Annotated in this window: 17 protein-coding genes; 3 read left to right on the top strand and 14 right to left on the bottom strand. The window is 72.1% G+C overall.

The features are described 5' to 3' along the window. Window positions 1-21: 21 nt before the first annotated feature. Window positions 22-1,257 (top strand): alpha/beta hydrolase, encoded by a 1,236-nt coding sequence (locus tag A6R01_RS01925; RefSeq protein ID WP_292603007.1) that lies wholly within the window; start codon window positions 22-24, stop codon window positions 1,255-1,257. Here A6R01_RS01925 and A6R01_RS01920 read toward each other — a convergent pair whose 3' ends face one another. Further along, window positions 1,258-3,381: an acyl-CoA dehydrogenase gene (locus A6R01_RS01920; protein ID WP_292603005.1), complete on the bottom strand. Its 2,124-nt coding sequence runs from the start codon at window positions 3,379-3,381 to the stop codon at window positions 1,258-1,260. An 83-nt stretch (window positions 3,382-3,464) separates the two neighbouring features. On the opposite strand from A6R01_RS01920, the gene A6R01_RS01915 reads away from it, so the two are divergent. Continuing rightward, window positions 3,465-4,118: a class I SAM-dependent methyltransferase gene (locus tag A6R01_RS01915; protein ID WP_292603003.1), complete on the top strand. Its 654-nt coding sequence runs from the start codon at window positions 3,465-3,467 to the stop codon at window positions 4,116-4,118. 21 nt (window positions 4,119-4,139) lie between these two features. On the opposite strand, the gene A6R01_RS01910 is transcribed toward A6R01_RS01915, so the two are convergent. Genes A6R01_RS01910 through A6R01_RS01900 form a run of 3 tightly spaced genes read right to left on the bottom strand, consistent with a single transcriptional unit; the run spans window position 4,140 to window position 7,412 of the window. Next, window positions 4,140-5,228: a prenyltransferase gene (locus A6R01_RS01910; protein ID WP_292603001.1), complete on the bottom strand. Its 1,089-nt coding sequence runs from the start codon at window positions 5,226-5,228 to the stop codon at window positions 4,140-4,142. Further along, entirely contained in the window at window positions 5,225-6,004 is a 780-nt protein-coding gene (locus tag A6R01_RS01905; protein ID WP_292602999.1) for a class I SAM-dependent methyltransferase, read from the bottom strand. Before A6R01_RS01905 ends, A6R01_RS01910 begins: the two co-directional genes overlap by 4 nt. Beyond that, window positions 5,991-7,412 (bottom strand): glycosyltransferase family 4 protein, encoded by a 1,422-nt coding sequence (locus tag A6R01_RS01900; protein ID WP_292602997.1) that lies wholly within the window; start codon window positions 7,410-7,412, stop codon window positions 5,991-5,993. The genes A6R01_RS01905 and A6R01_RS01900 overlap by 14 nt, the downstream gene beginning before the upstream one ends. Window positions 7,413-7,554: 142 nt before the next feature. Here A6R01_RS01900 and A6R01_RS01895 point away from each other — a divergent pair, with 142 nt between their 5' ends. Then, entirely contained in the window at window positions 7,555-8,178 is a 624-nt protein-coding gene (locus A6R01_RS01895) for a TetR family transcriptional regulator (protein WP_292602995.1), read from the top strand. A gap of 45 nt (window positions 8,179-8,223) precedes the next feature. Here A6R01_RS01895 and A6R01_RS01890 read toward each other — a convergent pair whose 3' ends face one another. The 10 genes from A6R01_RS01890 to A6R01_RS01845 form a co-directional block, all read right to left on the bottom strand. Beyond that, window positions 8,224-9,345, bottom strand: coding sequence for a HAMP domain-containing sensor histidine kinase (locus A6R01_RS01890; RefSeq protein ID WP_292602993.1), 1,122 nt, complete (start codon window positions 9,343-9,345; stop codon window positions 8,224-8,226). 110 nt (window positions 9,346-9,455) lie between these two features. Further along, a complete protein-coding gene (locus A6R01_RS01885) occupies window positions 9,456-10,244 on the bottom strand; it encodes a glucose 1-dehydrogenase (protein WP_292602991.1) in 789 nt (262 codons plus the stop codon). 13 nt (window positions 10,245-10,257) lie between these two features. Then, complete coding sequence (locus tag A6R01_RS01880) at window positions 10,258-11,163, bottom strand: 3-oxoacyl-ACP reductase (RefSeq protein ID WP_292602989.1); 906 nt, start codon at window positions 11,161-11,163, stop codon at window positions 10,258-10,260. Window positions 11,164-11,167: 4 nt separating this feature from the next. After that, window positions 11,168-11,362, bottom strand: coding sequence for a ferredoxin (locus A6R01_RS01875; RefSeq protein ID WP_292602987.1), 195 nt, complete (start codon window positions 11,360-11,362; stop codon window positions 11,168-11,170). A gap of 35 nt (window positions 11,363-11,397) precedes the next feature. Further along, the gene (locus tag A6R01_RS01870) at window positions 11,398-11,868 is read right to left on the bottom strand and encodes a pyridoxamine 5'-phosphate oxidase family protein (protein WP_292602985.1); all 471 of its coding nucleotides are present in this window, start codon (window positions 11,866-11,868) and stop codon (window positions 11,398-11,400) included. Between the two features lies 1 nt (window position 11,869). Then, a complete protein-coding gene (locus A6R01_RS01865) occupies window positions 11,870-12,886 on the bottom strand; it encodes an NAD(P)/FAD-dependent oxidoreductase (protein WP_292602983.1) in 1,017 nt (338 codons plus the stop codon). 138 nt (window positions 12,887-13,024) lie between these two features. Beyond that, window positions 13,025-13,834, bottom strand: a complete 810-nt coding sequence (locus tag A6R01_RS01860) for a hypothetical protein (protein WP_292602981.1) — start codon at window positions 13,832-13,834, stop codon at window positions 13,025-13,027. A 1-nt stretch (window position 13,835) separates the two neighbouring features. Next, window positions 13,836-14,342 (bottom strand): hypothetical protein, encoded by a 507-nt coding sequence (locus A6R01_RS01855; protein WP_292602979.1) that lies wholly within the window; start codon window positions 14,340-14,342, stop codon window positions 13,836-13,838. Next, on the bottom strand, window positions 14,339-15,634 hold the full coding sequence (locus A6R01_RS01850; RefSeq protein ID WP_292602978.1) for an MlaD family protein: 1,296 nt from the start codon (window positions 15,632-15,634) through the stop codon (window positions 14,339-14,341). The genes A6R01_RS01855 and A6R01_RS01850 overlap by 4 nt, the downstream gene beginning before the upstream one ends. Continuing rightward, a complete protein-coding gene (locus A6R01_RS01845; protein WP_292602976.1) occupies window positions 15,631-16,836 on the bottom strand; it encodes an MCE family protein in 1,206 nt (401 codons plus the stop codon). The genes A6R01_RS01850 and A6R01_RS01845 overlap by 4 nt, the downstream gene beginning before the upstream one ends. Window positions 16,837-16,879: the final 43 nt, after the last annotated feature.

The raw sequence follows: 16,879 nt of genomic DNA, 5'->3' as shown, positions 1-16,879 counted from the left end.
GCGTCGGTCTAGGGTCGTGGCATGTCGTTCCTGCGTCGCCAGGCCATCACCGCCGCTTTGACCGCCAACGCCATTCGGCCACTGCCGGGCTTCCGCGCCGGCATCCCGGCGTTCTTCGCCGGCTGGCTCACCGGCGAGCTCGCGCCGCACGTGCTGGCCGCCACCACCGCCGACGCCCTGGCCCACGCGACCGGTCCCCGCCGCGACGCCCGCGGCCTGGCGCTCGCGGGGGCGAGCGCCCTCGGTCTCGGCTACCTCATCGCCCAGAGTCGCCAGGTGGCCACCTGCGCCGAGGAGGCCCTGGTGGAGGGGCTCGGTGCCGACTACGTCGAGAAGCTCGACGCCGCACCCACGCCCGCGGAGCTGGCGGTGCCGTGGCGCAAGCTGGTCTACCCCTTCCGCATGCGCGAGCCGCGGGTGACGGTCCACAAGAACATCGCCTACGACGACGAGACAGGGCGCCGCGGGCTCCTCGACGTCTACGTGCCGGCCGACACGCCGCCGCAGGGCGCCCCGGTGCTGCTGCAGGTCCACGGCGGCGGCTGGACCATCGGCAACAAGGACCAGCAGGGCATCCCGCTGATGCAGCACCTGGCCGCCAAGGGCTGGGTCTGCGTGGCCATCAACTACCGCCTCTCCCCCAAGCACGCCTTCCCCGCCCACGTCATCGACGTGAAGAAGGCGATCGCCTGGATCAAGGAGCACATCGAGGCCTACGGCGGCGACCCCGACTACGTCGCCATCACCGGCGGCTCCGCCGGTGGGCACCTGTGCGCACTGGCCGCGCTCACGCCCGACCGCAAGGAGTGGCAGCCCGGCTTCGAGGACGCCGACACCTCGGTGCAGGTGGCGGTCCCCCACTACGGCGTCTACGACTTCGCCGGCAGCACCGGGCTGCGCTCGGCCGAGCAGCTGCGCGACCTGTTCCTGGCCCCGCGCATCCTGCAGACGACCTGGCCCGAGGACCCGGAGGCCTTCGAGGCCGCGTCCCCGATCCTGCAGGTCAGCGAGGACGCCCCGGACTTCTTCGTCCTGCACGGGCAGTACGACACGCTCGTCCCGGTCGACCAGGCGCGCCTGTTCGTCGAGGAGCTGCGGCGTACGTCGAAGCGGTCCGTCACCTACGCCGAGCTGCCCGGCGCCCAGCACGCCTTCGACGTGTTCCCGTCGATCCGCAGCTCCCACATCGTCCGTGCCATCGACCGCTACCTGCACTGGCACTGGAACCAGCACCGACAGGTCCTGGCGCAGCGCTGATCAGCGCGGCAGGCCCAGGATCCGCTCGCCCGCGACGTTGCGCAGGATCTGCGTGGTGCCGCCGGCGATCGAGAGACAGCGGGTGTTGAGCATCTCCCACACGTCCGCGGCGAACCGGTCCTCCCCGCGGGCCGTGGTGTCGACCAGCAGCAGGCGCTCCTGCTGCAGGGAGACGACGAGCTCGCTGGCGTCCTGACGGTTGCGCACCCCGAGGAGCTTGGCCACGCTCGACTCCGCCCCCGGTCCCTGACCGGCGAGGGAGCGCAGCGTGGAGCGCACGCCCAGCAGGGTGCAGACCGTCGAGAGCGCCACGGCACGCCCGACCGCGACCTGCTCGGGGCCCGTGAGCGTGCCGGCCGAGGCCAGCTCCACCGCGCGCTCGGTCGAGGCCGAGAGCCGCGTGGTGGCCATGGCGACGCGCTCGTTGGCCAGCGTGGTGCGCGCGAGCTTCCACCCGTCGCCCGGCTCGGCCACGACGCACTCGTCGGGCACGAAGACCTCGTCGAGGAAGACCTCGTTGAACAGCGCCTCGCCGGTGATCTCCCGCAGCGGCCGGACGTCGATGCCGGGGCTGCGCATGTCGACGAGGAAGTAGGTGATGCCCTTGTGCTGGGGCACGTCCGGGTCGGTGCGGGCCAGGCAGATCGCCCAGTCGGCCTGCTCGGCCACCGAGGTCCACACCTTCTGGCCGGTGATCCGCCACCCGCCGTCGACCCGGACCGCCTTGGTCCGCAACGAGGCCAGGTCGGAGCCGGAGCCGGGCTCGGAGAAGAGCTGGCACCACACGAGGTCCCCGAGCAGCGAGGGCCGCACGAACCGCTCCCGCTGAGCGTCCGTGCCGTGCTGCAGGATCGTGGGCAGGGCCCAGCCGGCGATGACGATGTCGGGGCGCACGACGCCGGCTCGGGCCAGCTCCTCGTCGATGACGACCTGCGTCACGGCGTCCGCGGCCCGTCCGTACGGCGCCGGCCAGTGCGGCATCAGCAGGCCGGTGTCGACCAGGGCCGCTCGACGATCCGCCTCGGGCAGCGCTGCCACCGACTCCACGTCGGCCCGCACGGACGGCCGCACGGCCTCGTCGCGGCCCTCGAGGTCGACCGCCACCCGGCGGCGGGTGCCGGCGACCGCCGCGCCGGTCAGCCGGCCGGCCGCCGCGTCGGGGCGGGCGAAGGCCGCCCGCAGCGACAGCGCGCGGCGCAGGTAGAGGTGCGCGTCGTGCTCGAAGGTGAAGCCGATGCCCCCGAGCACCTGGATGCACGTCTTGGCGACCTCGACGGCCCCGTCGAAGCAGGTGACCTCGGCGACGTCGCAGGCAAAGGACCACTGCTCGTCGGCGTGCTCGCCCTGCCCGTCGGCCGCGGCCGCCGCGTCCCAGGCGGCGGCGGTGACGGCCTCGGCGGTCTCCAGCATCTCCGCGCAGAGGTGCTTCACGGCCTGGAAGGAGCCGATCTTGCGCCCGAACTGCTCGCGCACGCCGGCGTACGCGACGGCCGTGCGCAGGCACCAGCGCGCCACGCCCGCCGCCTCGGCGGCCGCCAGGGTCACCGCGAGCCGTCGCACCGTGGCGTCGTCGGTGGGGACCGGCTCGCCCGCGGGGACCTCGCCGAGCAGGCCGGCCCGCCGGGACATGTCGAGCCCGGTGGACGCGGAGGCGGAGAGGACGTCGGCCGCGGCGAGCACCCAACCCTCCGCCCCGCGCACCAGCGCGTGGGCGGTCGAGGGCGCGTCCAGCAGCAGGTTCCCCTCGGGGGTGGGCAGCGCGAACGAGACCACCGACCCACCGGTGAGCGCGGCCAGACCCGCCTCCGGCCCCGCGCCTCGGCCCGCCGGGGCGAGCACGCCCGCGACCACGGCGGGTCCGAGCAGCGGCCCGGCCACGAGCTCGGCCGCGCAGGCCTCGAGGGCGACGGCCTGGTCGAGGGTCGTGCCGCCCCCGCCGCCCACGGACTCGGGGACGGCGATGGTGGCCAGACCCATCTCGACGACGCCCTTCCAGACGTCCTCGAAGCGTGCCTCGGGGTCGCCCTCGGCGGCGCGGGCGGCCTCGACGCCCCCGACCGACGCGGCCCAGCCGCGCAGGCTGTCAGCGAGTCCGGTGTGCTCCTCGGAGATGCCGATCGACATGGAGGTCCCTTCGTCCCGCACGAGGTCGAGCCGTGCCGGGGTGCCGAAAACTAGAACGTGTTCTCACTCTATAGGCTGACCCGGTGAGTGACGACTGGTTGGACCACGCCCTGGCCGCGAAGGGCTTCATGCCCGAGGACGAGGGGATGCTGCTGCACCGTCGGGCGCTGGAGCAGCTGGCCCATGGGCCGGTGCTCGAGGTCGGCACCTACTGCGGGAAGTCGGCGGTCTACATGGGGGCTGCCGCACGGATCGTCGGTGGTCCGCAGGCCGTCGTCTTCACCGTCGACCACCACCACGGCTCGGAGGAGAACCAGGCCGGCTGGGAGCACCACGACGCCAGCCTCGTCGACGCGCGGACCGGCCGGATGGACACGTTGCCGGTGTTCCGCCGCACCATCGAGGACGCCGGGCTCGAGGACGTCGTGGTCGCGGTGATCGGACAGTCGACCACGGTGAGTGCCCACTGGCGCACGCCGCTGTCGCTGCTGTTCATCGACGGCGGGCACGCCGAGGTCCACGCCCAGAACGACTACAGCGGCTGGGCCCACCACCTCGCGCCGCAGGGCCTGCTGGTCATCCACGACGTGTTCGCCGACCCCGCCGACGGCGGCCAGGCGCCCTACCACGTCTACCAGCGCGCGCTGGCCTCCGGCGCCTTCACCGAGGAGCAGTCGCTGGGATCGATGCGCGTGCTCCGACGTACGTCGGGCGAGGCCGGGCAGCCGGTCGGCTGACCCCGGCCGTCCCTCCCACCGTCAGGAGCGGACCGACTCGCAGCCACACTCCAGCGCGATCTCGGCGAAGTGCGGGGCCAACGAGGTGCCGCGCATGATGCCGGAGCCGGGTGTCGCGTGCCCGTGGGTCTCCCCCAGCGCGTCGACGGCCAGCACCACGGCGGCCGCGGTGTAGGTGGTGTGCTCATGGGGCCAGTAGACGTCCGAGGGCTCGTCGGTGCGGCCGGTGTCGTAGACCCACCCGGTCCAGTAGCGCCCGTCGCCCTCACGCAGGTGCTGCATGTCGCGCACGAGCGCCAACGCCCGCTCGTGGTCCCCGATCGCGTCCAGCGCCATCGCCAGCTCGCAGGTCTCCGCCCCAGTCACCCAGGGGTTGGTGTCGACGCAGTGGATGCCCAGCCCGGGCACCACGAAGTCGTCCCAGCGGTCCGCGATCCGGTCGAAGGCCGCCGTGCCGCGCAGCGCACCGCCGAGGACCGGGTAGTACCAGTCCATGGAGTAGGTCGACTTGTCGGCGAAGCGGTCCTGGTGCTCACGCACGGCGTGCCCCAGCCGGCCACCGGCCAGCTCCCACTCGGGCTGCGGCTCGTCGAGCAGGTCGGCGAGCGCCACGCCTGCGCGCAGCGAGTGGTAGATGCTCGAGGAGCCGGTGAGCAGGCAGAAGTCGTCGACCGGGGTCCAGGCGATGCCACCCCACTCGGTCTGCAGCGAGACCACGAAGTCCAGGCCGGCACGGACCGAGGGCCAGTAGCGGCGCACGAACTCGATGTCGCGGCGCACCAGCCAGTGGTGCCAGACACCGACGGCGAAGTACGCCGACATGTTCGACTCGCCGCGCGCGTCCTCGACGGTGTCGGCGACGATCTTCATCGGCCACGAGCCGTCCTCGCGCTGCATGGTCGGCACCCAGGCGTAGGCACGCTCGGCGGCCTCCACCTCGCCGCCCACGAGCATCGCCATGGCGGCCTCGACGTGGTTCCAGATGTCGACGTGCTCGCCGGTCGTCCACGGCACGGCGCCGCAGGGCTCCTGCATCGCCGCGATCGCGCGGGCGGTGTCGGCGACCTGCTCGGAGGTCAGCAGCCCCTCGACGTAGGGGACCGGGCTCACGCGGCTCCTCCGGCAGCGCCCTGCGCCGCCGGCGCCTCGGGCTTGCGGAAGTAGAGCACCATGCTCTTGCCGATCACCGGGTCGAGCACCTTGCCGGCCAGCTTCAGCGCGGTGGGCTGCTTCATGATCTCCCAGACCAGCAGCTTGTGGTAGGCCTTCACCGCCGGGTGCTCGTCGTTCTCGACACCGACCGCGCACTTGATCCACCAGTACGGCGCGTGCAGCCCGTGGGCGTAGTCCTTGCCCTCGAAGATCATCGCCTCGCCGGGAGTGCCGTCGTTGAAGCGGCCGGCCTTGGTGACCTTGTCGATGAGCTCGTGGTCGGTGTAGATCCGGATGTGGCCGCCCTCGGCGTGGTGGTAGTCGGCCGAGAGCTTCCAGTTGATGACCTCGGGTAGCCACCGCGGCACGGAGATCGCCATGGTGCCCCCGGGACGGAGCACGCGCACCAGCTCGCGGATCGCCTGGACGTCCTCGTGGATGTGCTCGAGCACCTCCGCGGCCACGATCCGGTCGAACTCGCCGTCGGCGAAGGGCAGGGACAGCGCGTTGCCCTCCTTGACGTCGGCCTCGGCGCCCTCGGGCGCCTCACCGGCCTCCTTCATCGCCACGAACAGCTCGCGCACGCGCTCGAGCTCCTCGGCGTCCATGTCGAAGGCGATCACGTCACCGCCGCGGCGGTAGGCCTCGAAGGCGTGGCGGCCGGCGCCCGCCCCCATGTCGAGGATCCTCTCGCCGGGCCTGAGGCCCAGCCGGTCGAAGTCAACGGTCAGCACGTGCAGCACTCCACTTCTTGGTACGTCGGCCCTTGCGGCCCGGGTCGGGCATCGGCCCCTCGGCGTGCCAGGACGCCACGACCTGCTCGTAGGCGGCGGCGACCTTCACGGCCACGGCGCGCCAGCTGAACATCTCTTCGACGCGCTGGCGTCCTGCGGCGCCCATCCGCGCGCGGCGCTCGGGGTCGTCGAGCAGCGCCGCCAGCGCCTGCTCGAGCTCACCGACGTCGCCCGCGGTGACCATGTCGGCGCACAGGCCGTCGGGGCCGGTGACCTCGGGGATCGCGCCGGCACGGGAGACGATCAGCGGGGTGGCGCATGCCATCAGCTCGGCGGTCGGCAGCGAGAAGCCCTCGTAGAACGAGGGCACGCAGGCGACCTCGGCCGAGCCCATCAGGGCCACCAGCTCGGCGTCGGAGATGCCGTGCACGAAGCGCACCGAGTCACCGATCGACAGCTTCTCGATGAGCTTCTCGGTGCGTCCTCCCGGCTTGGGCTTGGTCACCAGCAGCAGCTCGACGTCGCGCTCGGTGCGCAGCTTGGCGAAGGCCTCCAGCAGCGTGGCGATCCCCTTCATCGGGGCGTCCGCGCTGGCCATCGCCAGGATGCGGCCCGGGACGCGGGGGACGCTCGGCGGCACGAAGCCGTCGTCGACGCCGAGCAGGATGACCTGCATCCGCGCGGGGTCGACGCCGAAGTCGGCGGCGATGTCGCGCTTGGAGGTCTCCGAGGGCGTCATGATGTGCCGCGCCGCGCGGGCGACCCGTCCCTGCATCCGCAGGAAGCCGTACCAGCGCGACAGGGTGAGCTTGCGCCACGGGTTGCGGGTCTGGGAGATGTCGATGCGCCGGTCGAAGGTGATCGGGTGGTGCAGCGTGGTGATCAGCGGCATCTGCTGCTCGATGTCGAGCATGCCGTAGCCGAGCACCTGGTTGTCGTGGGCGATGTCGAAGTCGCCGGCGCGCTCGCGCAGGATGCGGGCCACCCGGCTGCTGAAGGTCTTGGGCTCGGGGAAGCCCGCCACGCACATCGTCGCGAACTCCTCGACGTCGATGCGGTCGCGGAACTCGCGGGGGTGGGGCACCCGGAAGGGGTCCGGCTCCCGGTAGAGGTCCAGGCTCGGCACCTTGGTCAGGGCCACGCCCTCGTCGAGCTCGGGGTAGGGCTGGCCCGAGAACACCTCCACCTCGTGCCCGAGCGCGACGAGCTCGCGGGAGAGGTGACGCAGGTAGATGCCCTGGCCGCCGCAGTGCGGCTTGGAACGGTAGGACAGCATCGCGATGCGCATCTGCTGGCCCTCCTTCGGCTGGTCTGGGATGGTCCGGAAGCACTTCCCGGACTGCTGGTCGACGCCGGACGGGCGCGGCGTCGAGCCGAAGAAGTGAAACGTGTTCCTATGATGGACCACGCAGCACCAGCCTAGTAGCAGGACACGGCAGCTGGCCCCACGAGGTGGTCCACGGCTCACCCCGTCGGAGGCGGTACCGTGTTTGAACGTTCAACCCACTTGCAACCCACCAGAGTCTCGACGCACGGAGCATGGGGATCTCATGACCACGACGAACAGCCCCGCCGGCACGGCGACCGCCACGGCGACCGAGGAGCTCGGCTCCTCGGCCCAGCGCGAGCGTCGCAAGCGCATCCTCGACGCCACCATCGACCTGGCCTCCCAGGGCGGCTTCGACGCGGTCCAGATGCGCGCCGTCGCCGACCGGGCGGAGGTCGCCCTCGGGACGCTCTACCGCTACTTCCCCTCCAAGATCCACCTGCTCGTCTCGGCGCTCGGACGCGAGTTCGAGAAGGCCGAGGGTGCGCTGCGCGGCCGGGAGATCGCCGGCGACACCCCCGCCGAGCGCGTCATCGAGGTGCTCAAGCTGACCAGCCGCGGGCTCCAGGGCGACCCGCACCTGACCGAGGCGCTGACGCGGGCGTTCATGTTCGCCGACTCCTCGGTCCAGACCGAGATCAACCAGGTCGGCATGCTGATGACCTCGATGGTCACCCGCGCCATGCACCCCGGGCGCACCGACTTCGACGACCAGGACGTCGCCATCGCCAAGGTCATCGGCGACGTCTGGCTCTCGGCCCTCGTCGGGTGGGTGACCGGCCGGTCGACGGCCGCCGACACCGCCCAGCAGATCGAGGTCGCCGTCAAGCTGCTGCTGCGCGACTGACCTGCGACGGCCCAGCGACTGACCGGCGACGGGCGGGGCTGCGCCTCAGCCGGACGTCGTCTGGAGGCCGTCGGCGTCCACGGCGCCACCGGCGGCCGGGGAGGTGTCCAGCGGGAGCCGCACCGTCACGTCGGTGCCACCGAACCGTCCGTCGTCTATGCGCACCGATCCCCCGTGCTGCTCCACGAGGTTGCGGACCACCGCCAGCCCGAGCCCGAACCCGCCGTCGTCGGCTGCCCGGCGCCCCCGGTTGAACTCGTCGAAGATCGTCTCGCGGTCGGCGGGGTCGATGCCGCGGCCACGGTCGGCCACCACGACGTCCACGACGCCCTCGCCGGGCTCCACGAGCACGTCGATGCGGCTGCCGACCGGTGAGTACTTCGCTGCGTTTCCGAGCAGGTTGGTGAAGACCCGGGCCAGGGCGGTGAGGTCGGCCGGCAGCACCACGTCGGTGTCCTGCACGGTCACCTCGTGACCCTGGACGGTCGTGCTCAGGTCGTCGACGACCGTGCGCAGCACGGTGGCCAGGCACACGGGCTCGACGCTCAGCCCCACGCCGCCGACCGGCATGTGGCAGTGCTCCACCATCAGGTCGACCAGCTTCATCAGCCGCACGGCGTTGGAGCGGATGCGGGAGGCGAAGTCGCCCAGGACCGGGTCGGACAGCTCGGAGGCCAGCATGGCGGCGTACCCCTCGATGCTGGTCAGCGGGCTGCGGAAGTCGTGGGTCACCCCGGCGATGAACTGCTCGCGACTGCGCTCGAGACGGTGCTGCTCGGTCAGGTCCCGGGTGACCTTGACGAACCCGAGCAGGGTGCCCGCCTCGTCGTGGACCGCCGTGACGACGACGTCGGCCCAGAAGCGGGTCCCGTCGCGCCGCAGCCGCCAGCCGGTGTCCTCCACGCGTCCGTCGCGCTGCGCGGAGCCCAGCAGCCGTCGCGGGAGACCGGCCTCGCGGTCCTCAGGGGTGTAGAAGACCTCGAAGCTGCGTCCGAGGACCTCCTCGCGGGGGTAGCCCGTGACCAGCTCCGCCCCGGCGTTCCACGACAGCACCAGGCCGTCGCTGTCCAGCCGGATGATCGCGTAGTCCTTGACCTGCGAGGTCCAGTCGACCCGCTCCAGGCCCTCCTGGTCCAGCGCAGGCCGCCAGGCGTGGTCCCCCTCCATCCTCCTACCGTAAAGAGGCTGTGAGGAGCCAGGGGCGGGTTCGGCGGAATTCGCACATAGCGACCGGACCGGTCCACAACGGACCGGTCAGCCGCGACGACCGGCGGGGCTCAGCCCCCGAAGCCGTGGGTTGCGGTCACGCCGCCGTCGACGGCGATCTCGGCGCCGTTGATGTAGGACGACTCGTCGCTGGCCAGGAAGACGTAGAGCGGCGCGACGTCCTCGGGGTGGCCCACGCGACGCAGCGGGATCTTCGACGCGCCGTACTCCATCGCCGCGTCACCTCCGTGGACGCGGGTCATCGGGGTGTCGATCATGCCGGGGTGCACCGAGTTGACCCGGATGCCGTGCGGGCCGAGCTCGTGGGCCGCTCCCTTGGTCATGCCGCGGATCGCGAACTTGGTGCCGCCGTAGGCCACGCAGCCGGACATGCCACCGAGGCCCTCGGTGGAGGAGGCGTTGATGATCGAGCCGCCCCCGGCCTTGCGCATGGTGCGGGCCACCGCGTTCATGCCGAGCAGCGTGCCGAGCTGGTTGACCCGGTACATCAGGTCGACGTCGCCGAGCTCGAGACGGCCGACGTTGCCGAAGCGCAGGATGCCCGCGTTGTTGGCCAGCACGGTCACCGGTCCCCAGCGGTCGACGGTCTCCTCGACCAGGCTGGTCCACGCGCCCTCGTCGGAGACGTCGTGGTGACGGAAGACCGCCATCCCGGGGTGGGACGCGTCCAGCTCCTGCGCCAGCGCCTCCCCCTCGTCCTTGGCGACGTCTGCGAGCACCGTCCGCGCGCCCTCGGCGACGTACGCGCGGGCGATGCCTGCCCCCTGGCCCATCGCCGCCCCGGTCACGATCGCGACCTTGCCAGCCAGCCGGCCCTGACCTGTGGTGCTGCTGCTCATCCCTGCTCCTGCCTCAGACCGAGAGCTTCATGATGGAGTCGGCCGCGAAGCCGACGCTGGGGTCCCGGTCGGCGAAGTGGCCTCCGAGCTGCTTGTCGAGGTCCTCGGCGGTCCAGACGGTCCCGCTCTTGTCGAACCGCTCCTCCACGACCGGCGCGGCGACCAGCGCGACCATCCCGCCGTAGACGACGAAGACCTGCCCGGTGATGCGCGCGGCCGCGGGGCTGGCGAGGTAGGCCACGACGGGGGCGACGTGCTCGGGCGAGTAGGGGTCGACCTCCTCGCCGGAGGTGTCCTCCCCGAAGACCTGTGCCGTCATCGCGGTGCGGGCACGCGGGCAGATGGCGTTGGCCCGCACGCCCGAGGAGGCCAGGGCGCGAGCGGTACTGACCGTGAGGGCGGCGATGCCGGCCTTGGCAGCGGCGTAGTTGGCCTGTCCCGGTGGCCCGGAGAGGAAGGCCTCGGAGGCGGTGTTCACCACCGCGGCGTCCACGGGGGCTCCGGTCTCCTTGAACTTGCTGCGCCAGTAGGAGGCGGCGTTGCGCGAGAGCAGGAAGTGACCGCGCAGGTGCACCCGGATGATGTCGTCCCACTCCGAGTCGGAGAGGTTGAACAGCATCCGGTCACGCGTCATCCCGGCGTTGTTCACGACGACGTCGAGGGAGCCGAACCCGTCCACCGCGGCGGCCAGCATGGCGTCGGCGGTCGCCCGCTCGGAGACGTCGCCGGCGGCGACGACCGCCTCGCCGCCCCGGCCACGGATCTCCTCGGCCACGCCGTCGGCGGCACCGGGGAGGTCGTTGAGCACGAGGCGGGCGCCCGCGTCGGCCAGGGCGAGCGCCTCGGCTCGTCCGAGACCGGCGCCGGCACCGGTGACCACGGCGACCTTGCCGTCGAGACTGAGGGGGGAGGTCGTCATCGGCTCACTCCTCGACCAGCGTGATCGCGGCGCGCGGGCAGGCGGCGACGGCCCGCTTGACATCCTCGATGTTCTCGTCGGTGGTGTGCTCGGTCTTCAGCTGCAGGAAGTCGTCGTCGTCGAGCTCGAACACCTCCGGGGCCATGGCCTCGCACAGGGCGTTGGACTCGCACAGGTCGAAGTCGACCTTGATCTTCATGTCGGTCTCCTCAGGTGGTGGGTCTGACCGGGAGGTCAGACCATCTTGCGGTGGTCCCAGGTCGCCACGTGGTCGGGATGGATGACCACGGCCACACGCTTGGTGGCCTGCTTGGCCACGGTCTCGCGGCCCAGGTCCCCGAGCGCCTCGAAGGACTCCGCGGCGACCATCCGCGTGGCGACCAGCGATCCGATCTCGAAGATCCGGTCGTGGTCGCGGACGATCTCGGCGCGCCCGGTGATGGAGGCGCCGCGCAGCTCGAAGTAGTCGACGCCGTCCTCGACGAGCGCACTGACCCGTGGGTCGCGCTCGAGGTTGCGGATCTTCTGGCTGCGCCCGTAGGTCCAGAACGCGATCTTCCCGTCGACCACGACGTAGAACAGCGTCGACAGGTGCGGGATGCCGTCGTGGCCGTTGCAGGCGATCTGCACCTTGAGGTTCTCGGCCAGCAGCGCCTCGACCTCCGCGTCGGTCATCTTGACCTTGTCCCTGTTGCCGCCTGCCATGTCAGCCACCTTCCGAGGAGTGTCCGGGGAACACCTTGGCGGTCGGGTCGATCGCCACGGCGGCATTGTTGACGGCCGTCGCGGCCTCGCCGAAGCCGACCGCGATCAGCCGCACCTTGCCGGGATACTCGGTGATGTCGCCCGCCGCGAAGACCCGGTCCAGGGACGTGCGCATGGACGGGTCGACGACCACGTGCCGCTTGTGCACCTCGACGCCCCACTGCTGGATCGGTCCGAGGTCGGCCACGAAGCCCAGCGCCGCGACCACGGCCTGGCAGGGGTACGTCGTGAGCCCGTCCGGGTCGGTGACGTCGATCTCGGCCAGCGGACCGGTCGGGTCGTCGGCCGCCGCCCGCAGGGCGGTGACCTCGGCGCGGGTCACGATGCGCACCGAGGAGGCGCGCACTTGCTCCACGGTCCGCTCGTGGGCCCGGAAGGCGTCACGACGGTGCACGAGGGTCACCGACCGCGCGATCGGCTCGAGATGGACCGCCCAGTCGAACGCGGAGTCGCCGCCGCCCACGATGACGACGTCCTTGTCGACGTACGGCGCGAAAGACGGGACGAAGAACTCCAGCCCCCGCCCGAGCCAGCCCTCCCCCGCCGGCAGCGGTCGCGGGCTGAACTTGCCGATGCCGGCGGTGATGATCATGGCACCGGCGCGCACGAGGGTGCCGTCGTCGAGGCCGAGCTCGACACCGTCGGGGCCGTGGACGAGCGAGGAGGCCGTGCGCCCGAGCAGGTGGACGGCGTCCGCGGTGGCCGCCTGGGCGACCAGGCCGCTCACGAGGTCGCGGCCCTTGACCGAGGGGAAGCCCGCGACGTCCAGGATCTGCTTCTCGGGGTACATCGCGGTCACCTGGCCGCCGAGCTCGGGCAGCGAGTCGACGAGCGCGATGCGGTGGCCGCGGAAGCCGGCGTAGTAGGTGGCGAACAGGCCGGTGGGACCGGCGCCGACGATGACGAGGTCGACCTCCACGGTCGGGCCCGCGTCGGGGGCGGAGGGGTGCTGGGTCACGACGCGTGATCCTCCCCTCGGCACGCGGGCCGCGCTAGGGCCCGTCTCGACACTGGTCTCGTCGCTCGCGCCATGACCGCCGGGTCATGTCCGCGCCGGAACTGTAACGTGTTCTAGTCCTGGGCGGAACCAGGTCCGCTACTGCGTGTCGATCTGGTCGATCAGCCAGCCGTCGGGGGTGTCGACCACGGTGACGAGTGCGCGGTACTCGCTGAAGGAGGTCTGCGCACCCTTCTTGGTGACGTACTGATTGAGGAAGAGCAGTGCCTGCACCGTGCTGCCCGTCGCCCGGGTCACCGCCTGGCCCAGCACCCGCACCTCGACCTCGGTGCGCTGGTCCACGAAGTCCTCGCGGACGTCCTCCTTGGTCGCGAGGTAGGTCTCGGCGAACTCGTCGGTCATCACGCCCCGAGCGCGCTCGATGCCCTCGTCGTAGGTCTCCCAGCTCGCGCCCAGCACGATCTGTGCGCCCTGGGCGGCGGCCTCGACCGCCGGACGCCAGGTGCGCTCGGGCACCACGACGGGGCGTTCGGCCGTCACACCCGCCCGGTCGTCGTCGCGCCAGAGCACCACCGCCTCGACCACCACGGCGGCCGTCAGCAGCACGATCACCGCGACGAGGGCCAGCAGGCCGCGGCGGCCCAGACCGCGCCAGGCGACCGTCGTCTGCTCGTCCGCCGGGGCAGCCTGCTCCTCGCGGAGCTCGTGCTGGTCGTGCACCTCGCGGTCACCGGGCATCGGCGGCGGCGGGGGCACGAGCGGGTCACCGGACTGCTCGACCTCGCGCGATCCGTCGGTCGCCTCGGTCTCGGGCCTGTGGACGTCCTGGCCGGGCCGGGGGCCGCTGCCGGCGAGTCGACGCGGGCGACTGGTGGAGGCGCGCGAGGAGCGTCCGGTGGATCGGCCGGTGGATCGGCCGGTGGATCGGTCGGTGGGTCTCTGCGCCATGTCAGGCCACGAACTGCAGGTCGGAGGTGAGCCAGCGGCCGTCGACGAGCACCATCTCCAGCCGCAGCCGGAAGGCGCGGGCGACGGGCTCGTCGTCGGTCGTGACGTTGGCGACCGTGCCGGTCGTGGCCGCCAGCACGGTCGCTGAGTCCGCATCCGCGTCGACGACACCGATCCAGACGACCTCGCCCTCCATCACCGAGCGGTTCTCCTCCAGCAGGGTCAGGACCCCCTCGGTCGATGCGTCGTACTGCTCGGCGAAGTCGCCGGTGGCACCCTCGGCGACCGCCTCGATGCTCTCCTCGGCGCGGTCGTAGCGGATGTTGACGAAGGCCTCGGTCTGCGCGGTCGCCGCCGCCAGGACATCGGCGTACCGGTCGCTCGTCGCCGTCTCCTCGGCCCGGTCGCCACGGGCCTGCCAGGCGGCGACGCCCAGCACGACGACGACCGCGGCCAGCACGAGCGCCAGCGCGCCGAGGGCGGCGACCAGCCGGGGTCCGGCGCTCACCGGCTCCTCACCGGCCCCACCAGCAACCACGTCCACGCGTCCTCCCCCAGGATCGACAGGTCCGGCGTCTCGAGGAACCGTACCGGCTCCCCCGCGGCGTCCACCGCACCGGAGAGGACACCGGTGAGCGGGTCGTAGGTGCCGGTCACCGTGGCGCCGTCCGACCCGGGGGCCACCCGGCGCGGGCCGGTGTTGCCGCCGTCGGCGTCCGGGGAGTAGCGCGGACCGCGCATGCCGTACGGCGGGCCCGACTCGCAGCGGGCCGGGAAGATCGGTCCATCGGTCAGGTCGTTGCCCGGGCGCCAGTCCTCGGTGGGCTTGAACCCCTCCGTGCACGGCGGCACGGAGTAGTCCAGCTGCAGGTTGACGTGCCCGTAGCCGTCCGCCGGGGTGCCGGTGAACCCCGAGGAGATCACCCGCGGGTAGGTGACCAGCAGCTGCTCGAGGCCCGCGAGGTGGCTGACGACGACCTGGTTGAGGGACACCGCGTGGCCCAGCAGGATCGGCAGGGTCGGCTCGAGGTCGGTGAGCAGGGCGTCGAGCTGCCGGGCGGTGCCGGGGGTGCCCTGCAGCACCTGGCGCAGCGGCCGGTCCGAGCGCCGCAGCGAGCCCGTGAGCAGTCGCAGGTCGCGGGAGAGGGCGCGGATGTTCTCCTGGTTGTCGCGCTGGGTCCGCAGCACCGTCAGACCGCTCTCGAGCAGGTCGATGGTCTCGTCGGTGTGCTCGGCGGCCTCGCGGACGAACCGTCCGCCGTCGTCGACCAGGGCCTGGAGCGCCCCGCCGGTGTCGTCGAACATCGTGCCGAGCTCCTCGACCACCGACCGCAGGTGACGCCGGTCGACACCGGAAACGAACTCGTCGAGCTCGACGAGCAGATCGCCCTCGTCGACCGGGAGCGAGTCGGGTCCGCCCGTGAGCACGTCGCCGTCCTCGGCGTACGGGCCCTCGTCGTCGGCCGGCTCGAAGTCGAGGTACTGCTCGCCCACGGCCGAGAGGTTGTGGACGTACATCGGGGAGTCCAGCGGGAGCCGGGTCCCCTCCTCGAGCCGCATCGTCACGGTCAGGCCCTCGCGGGTCGGCTCCATCCGGGTCACCCGGCCGACCTTGACGCCGCGGTAGGTGACCTCGGAGCCCTCGAACAGCCCACCGCTGCCGGGGAGCGTGGCCTGGACGGTGATGCCCCGGCCGAGGACCCGGTCCACGACACCGAGGTAGGTGCCGGTGATGTAGACGATGCCCACCGCCGAGAGGACCAGGAAGGCGGCGATCCGGATGCGCGTGCCGCGGGTCATGCCGCACCGCCCCCGACCAGGTCGGCGAGGCTCGCCGAGCCGCCCCCGCTGCCGCGGGCGCTGGCACCGCCCAGCAGGCCGTCCAGGAGCCCGTCGAGGCCGCCTCCCAGGATCCCCCCGAGGTCCTCGAGGCCGGGGAGGTCGGGCAGCAGGTTGAGCACCTGGCACACCGCCTTCTCCTCGTGTGCGGGTCGCCGGCACTTCTTCTTCAGCTGCGTGAGCAGGTCGAGGTCGCCGAGGACCTTCGTGCACGGCTTGCTGGTGAGGCTGCCGGAGGCCAGGCACTGCAGCACCAGGCCCACGGTCTCGACGGGGTCGGGCACTTCCACCGGCGGCAGCAGGCCGCCGCCGGGCAGGAGGTTCTCCAGGCTGATGTCGGCGCGGATCGAGGTGTTGGCGTAGTCGCCCTTGACGATCTCCGAGGCCTCCTTGGGGAACGGGAAGCTGATCAGCAGGTTGAGACCCGGGGCGAGGTGGTCACCGGCGGCGTTGAGCTGGCGCAGCACCGGCCGCAGGTCGCGCAGCGACGCGAGCAGGTCCTCCTTGCTGGCCCGGATGACCCGGGTGCCGACGGTGCCCAGCTCGTCGAGCGAGCCGAGCATCGCCACCAGCTCGTCGTGCTGCTCGCGCAGCACCCCGATCGCCGGCCCGGTGGCGTCGATCGCGTCGGTGATCACCTGCTTCTCGCGGTTGAGCGTGCGGGTGAGGCCGGCGATGGACTCCATCGCCCGGATGATCTCTGCCTTCTGGCGGTCCAGGGTGCCCACGACGTCGGACAGGTTGCCGAGCAGCGCCTTGAGCCGCTCCTCCCGGCCGTCCATCACGTCGTTGAGCTCGCGGGTGATGGTGCCCAGCTGCGCCACGCCGCCGCCGCTGAGGAGGTAGGACAGCGCGCCGAGCACCTCCTCGACCTCCGGGTTGCGACCGGTGGAGGGCAGCTCGATGCGGTCGCCGTCCTCGAGCCGGCCGACCGGTTCACCGGACGGGGCCTCGAGGGCGACGTACTTCTCACCGAGCAGCGAGACCTGCCGGATGTCGGCGACGGTGTTGTCGGGCAGCTCGACGTCGTCGCGCACGCGCAGCGTCACCCGCGCGTGCCAGCCGATGCGCTCGACGTCGACGACCTCGCCGACCGTCACGTCGTCGACCATCACCGGGGACCGCGGGACGACGTTGAGCACGTCGGCGAAGTCCGCGGTCACCTCGAACGCCTCGTCGGCGTCGACCGGCGAGCCCGGCAGCGGC

Source organism: Nocardioides sp. REDSEA-S30_B4, from assembly GCF_001627265.1.
In the GTDB taxonomy this organism is placed as follows: domain Bacteria; phylum Actinomycetota; class Actinomycetes; order Propionibacteriales; family Nocardioidaceae; genus Nocardioides.
Note: the sequence above shows the minus strand (reverse complement) of the source record. Positions and strands in the feature narration are given on the sequence as shown.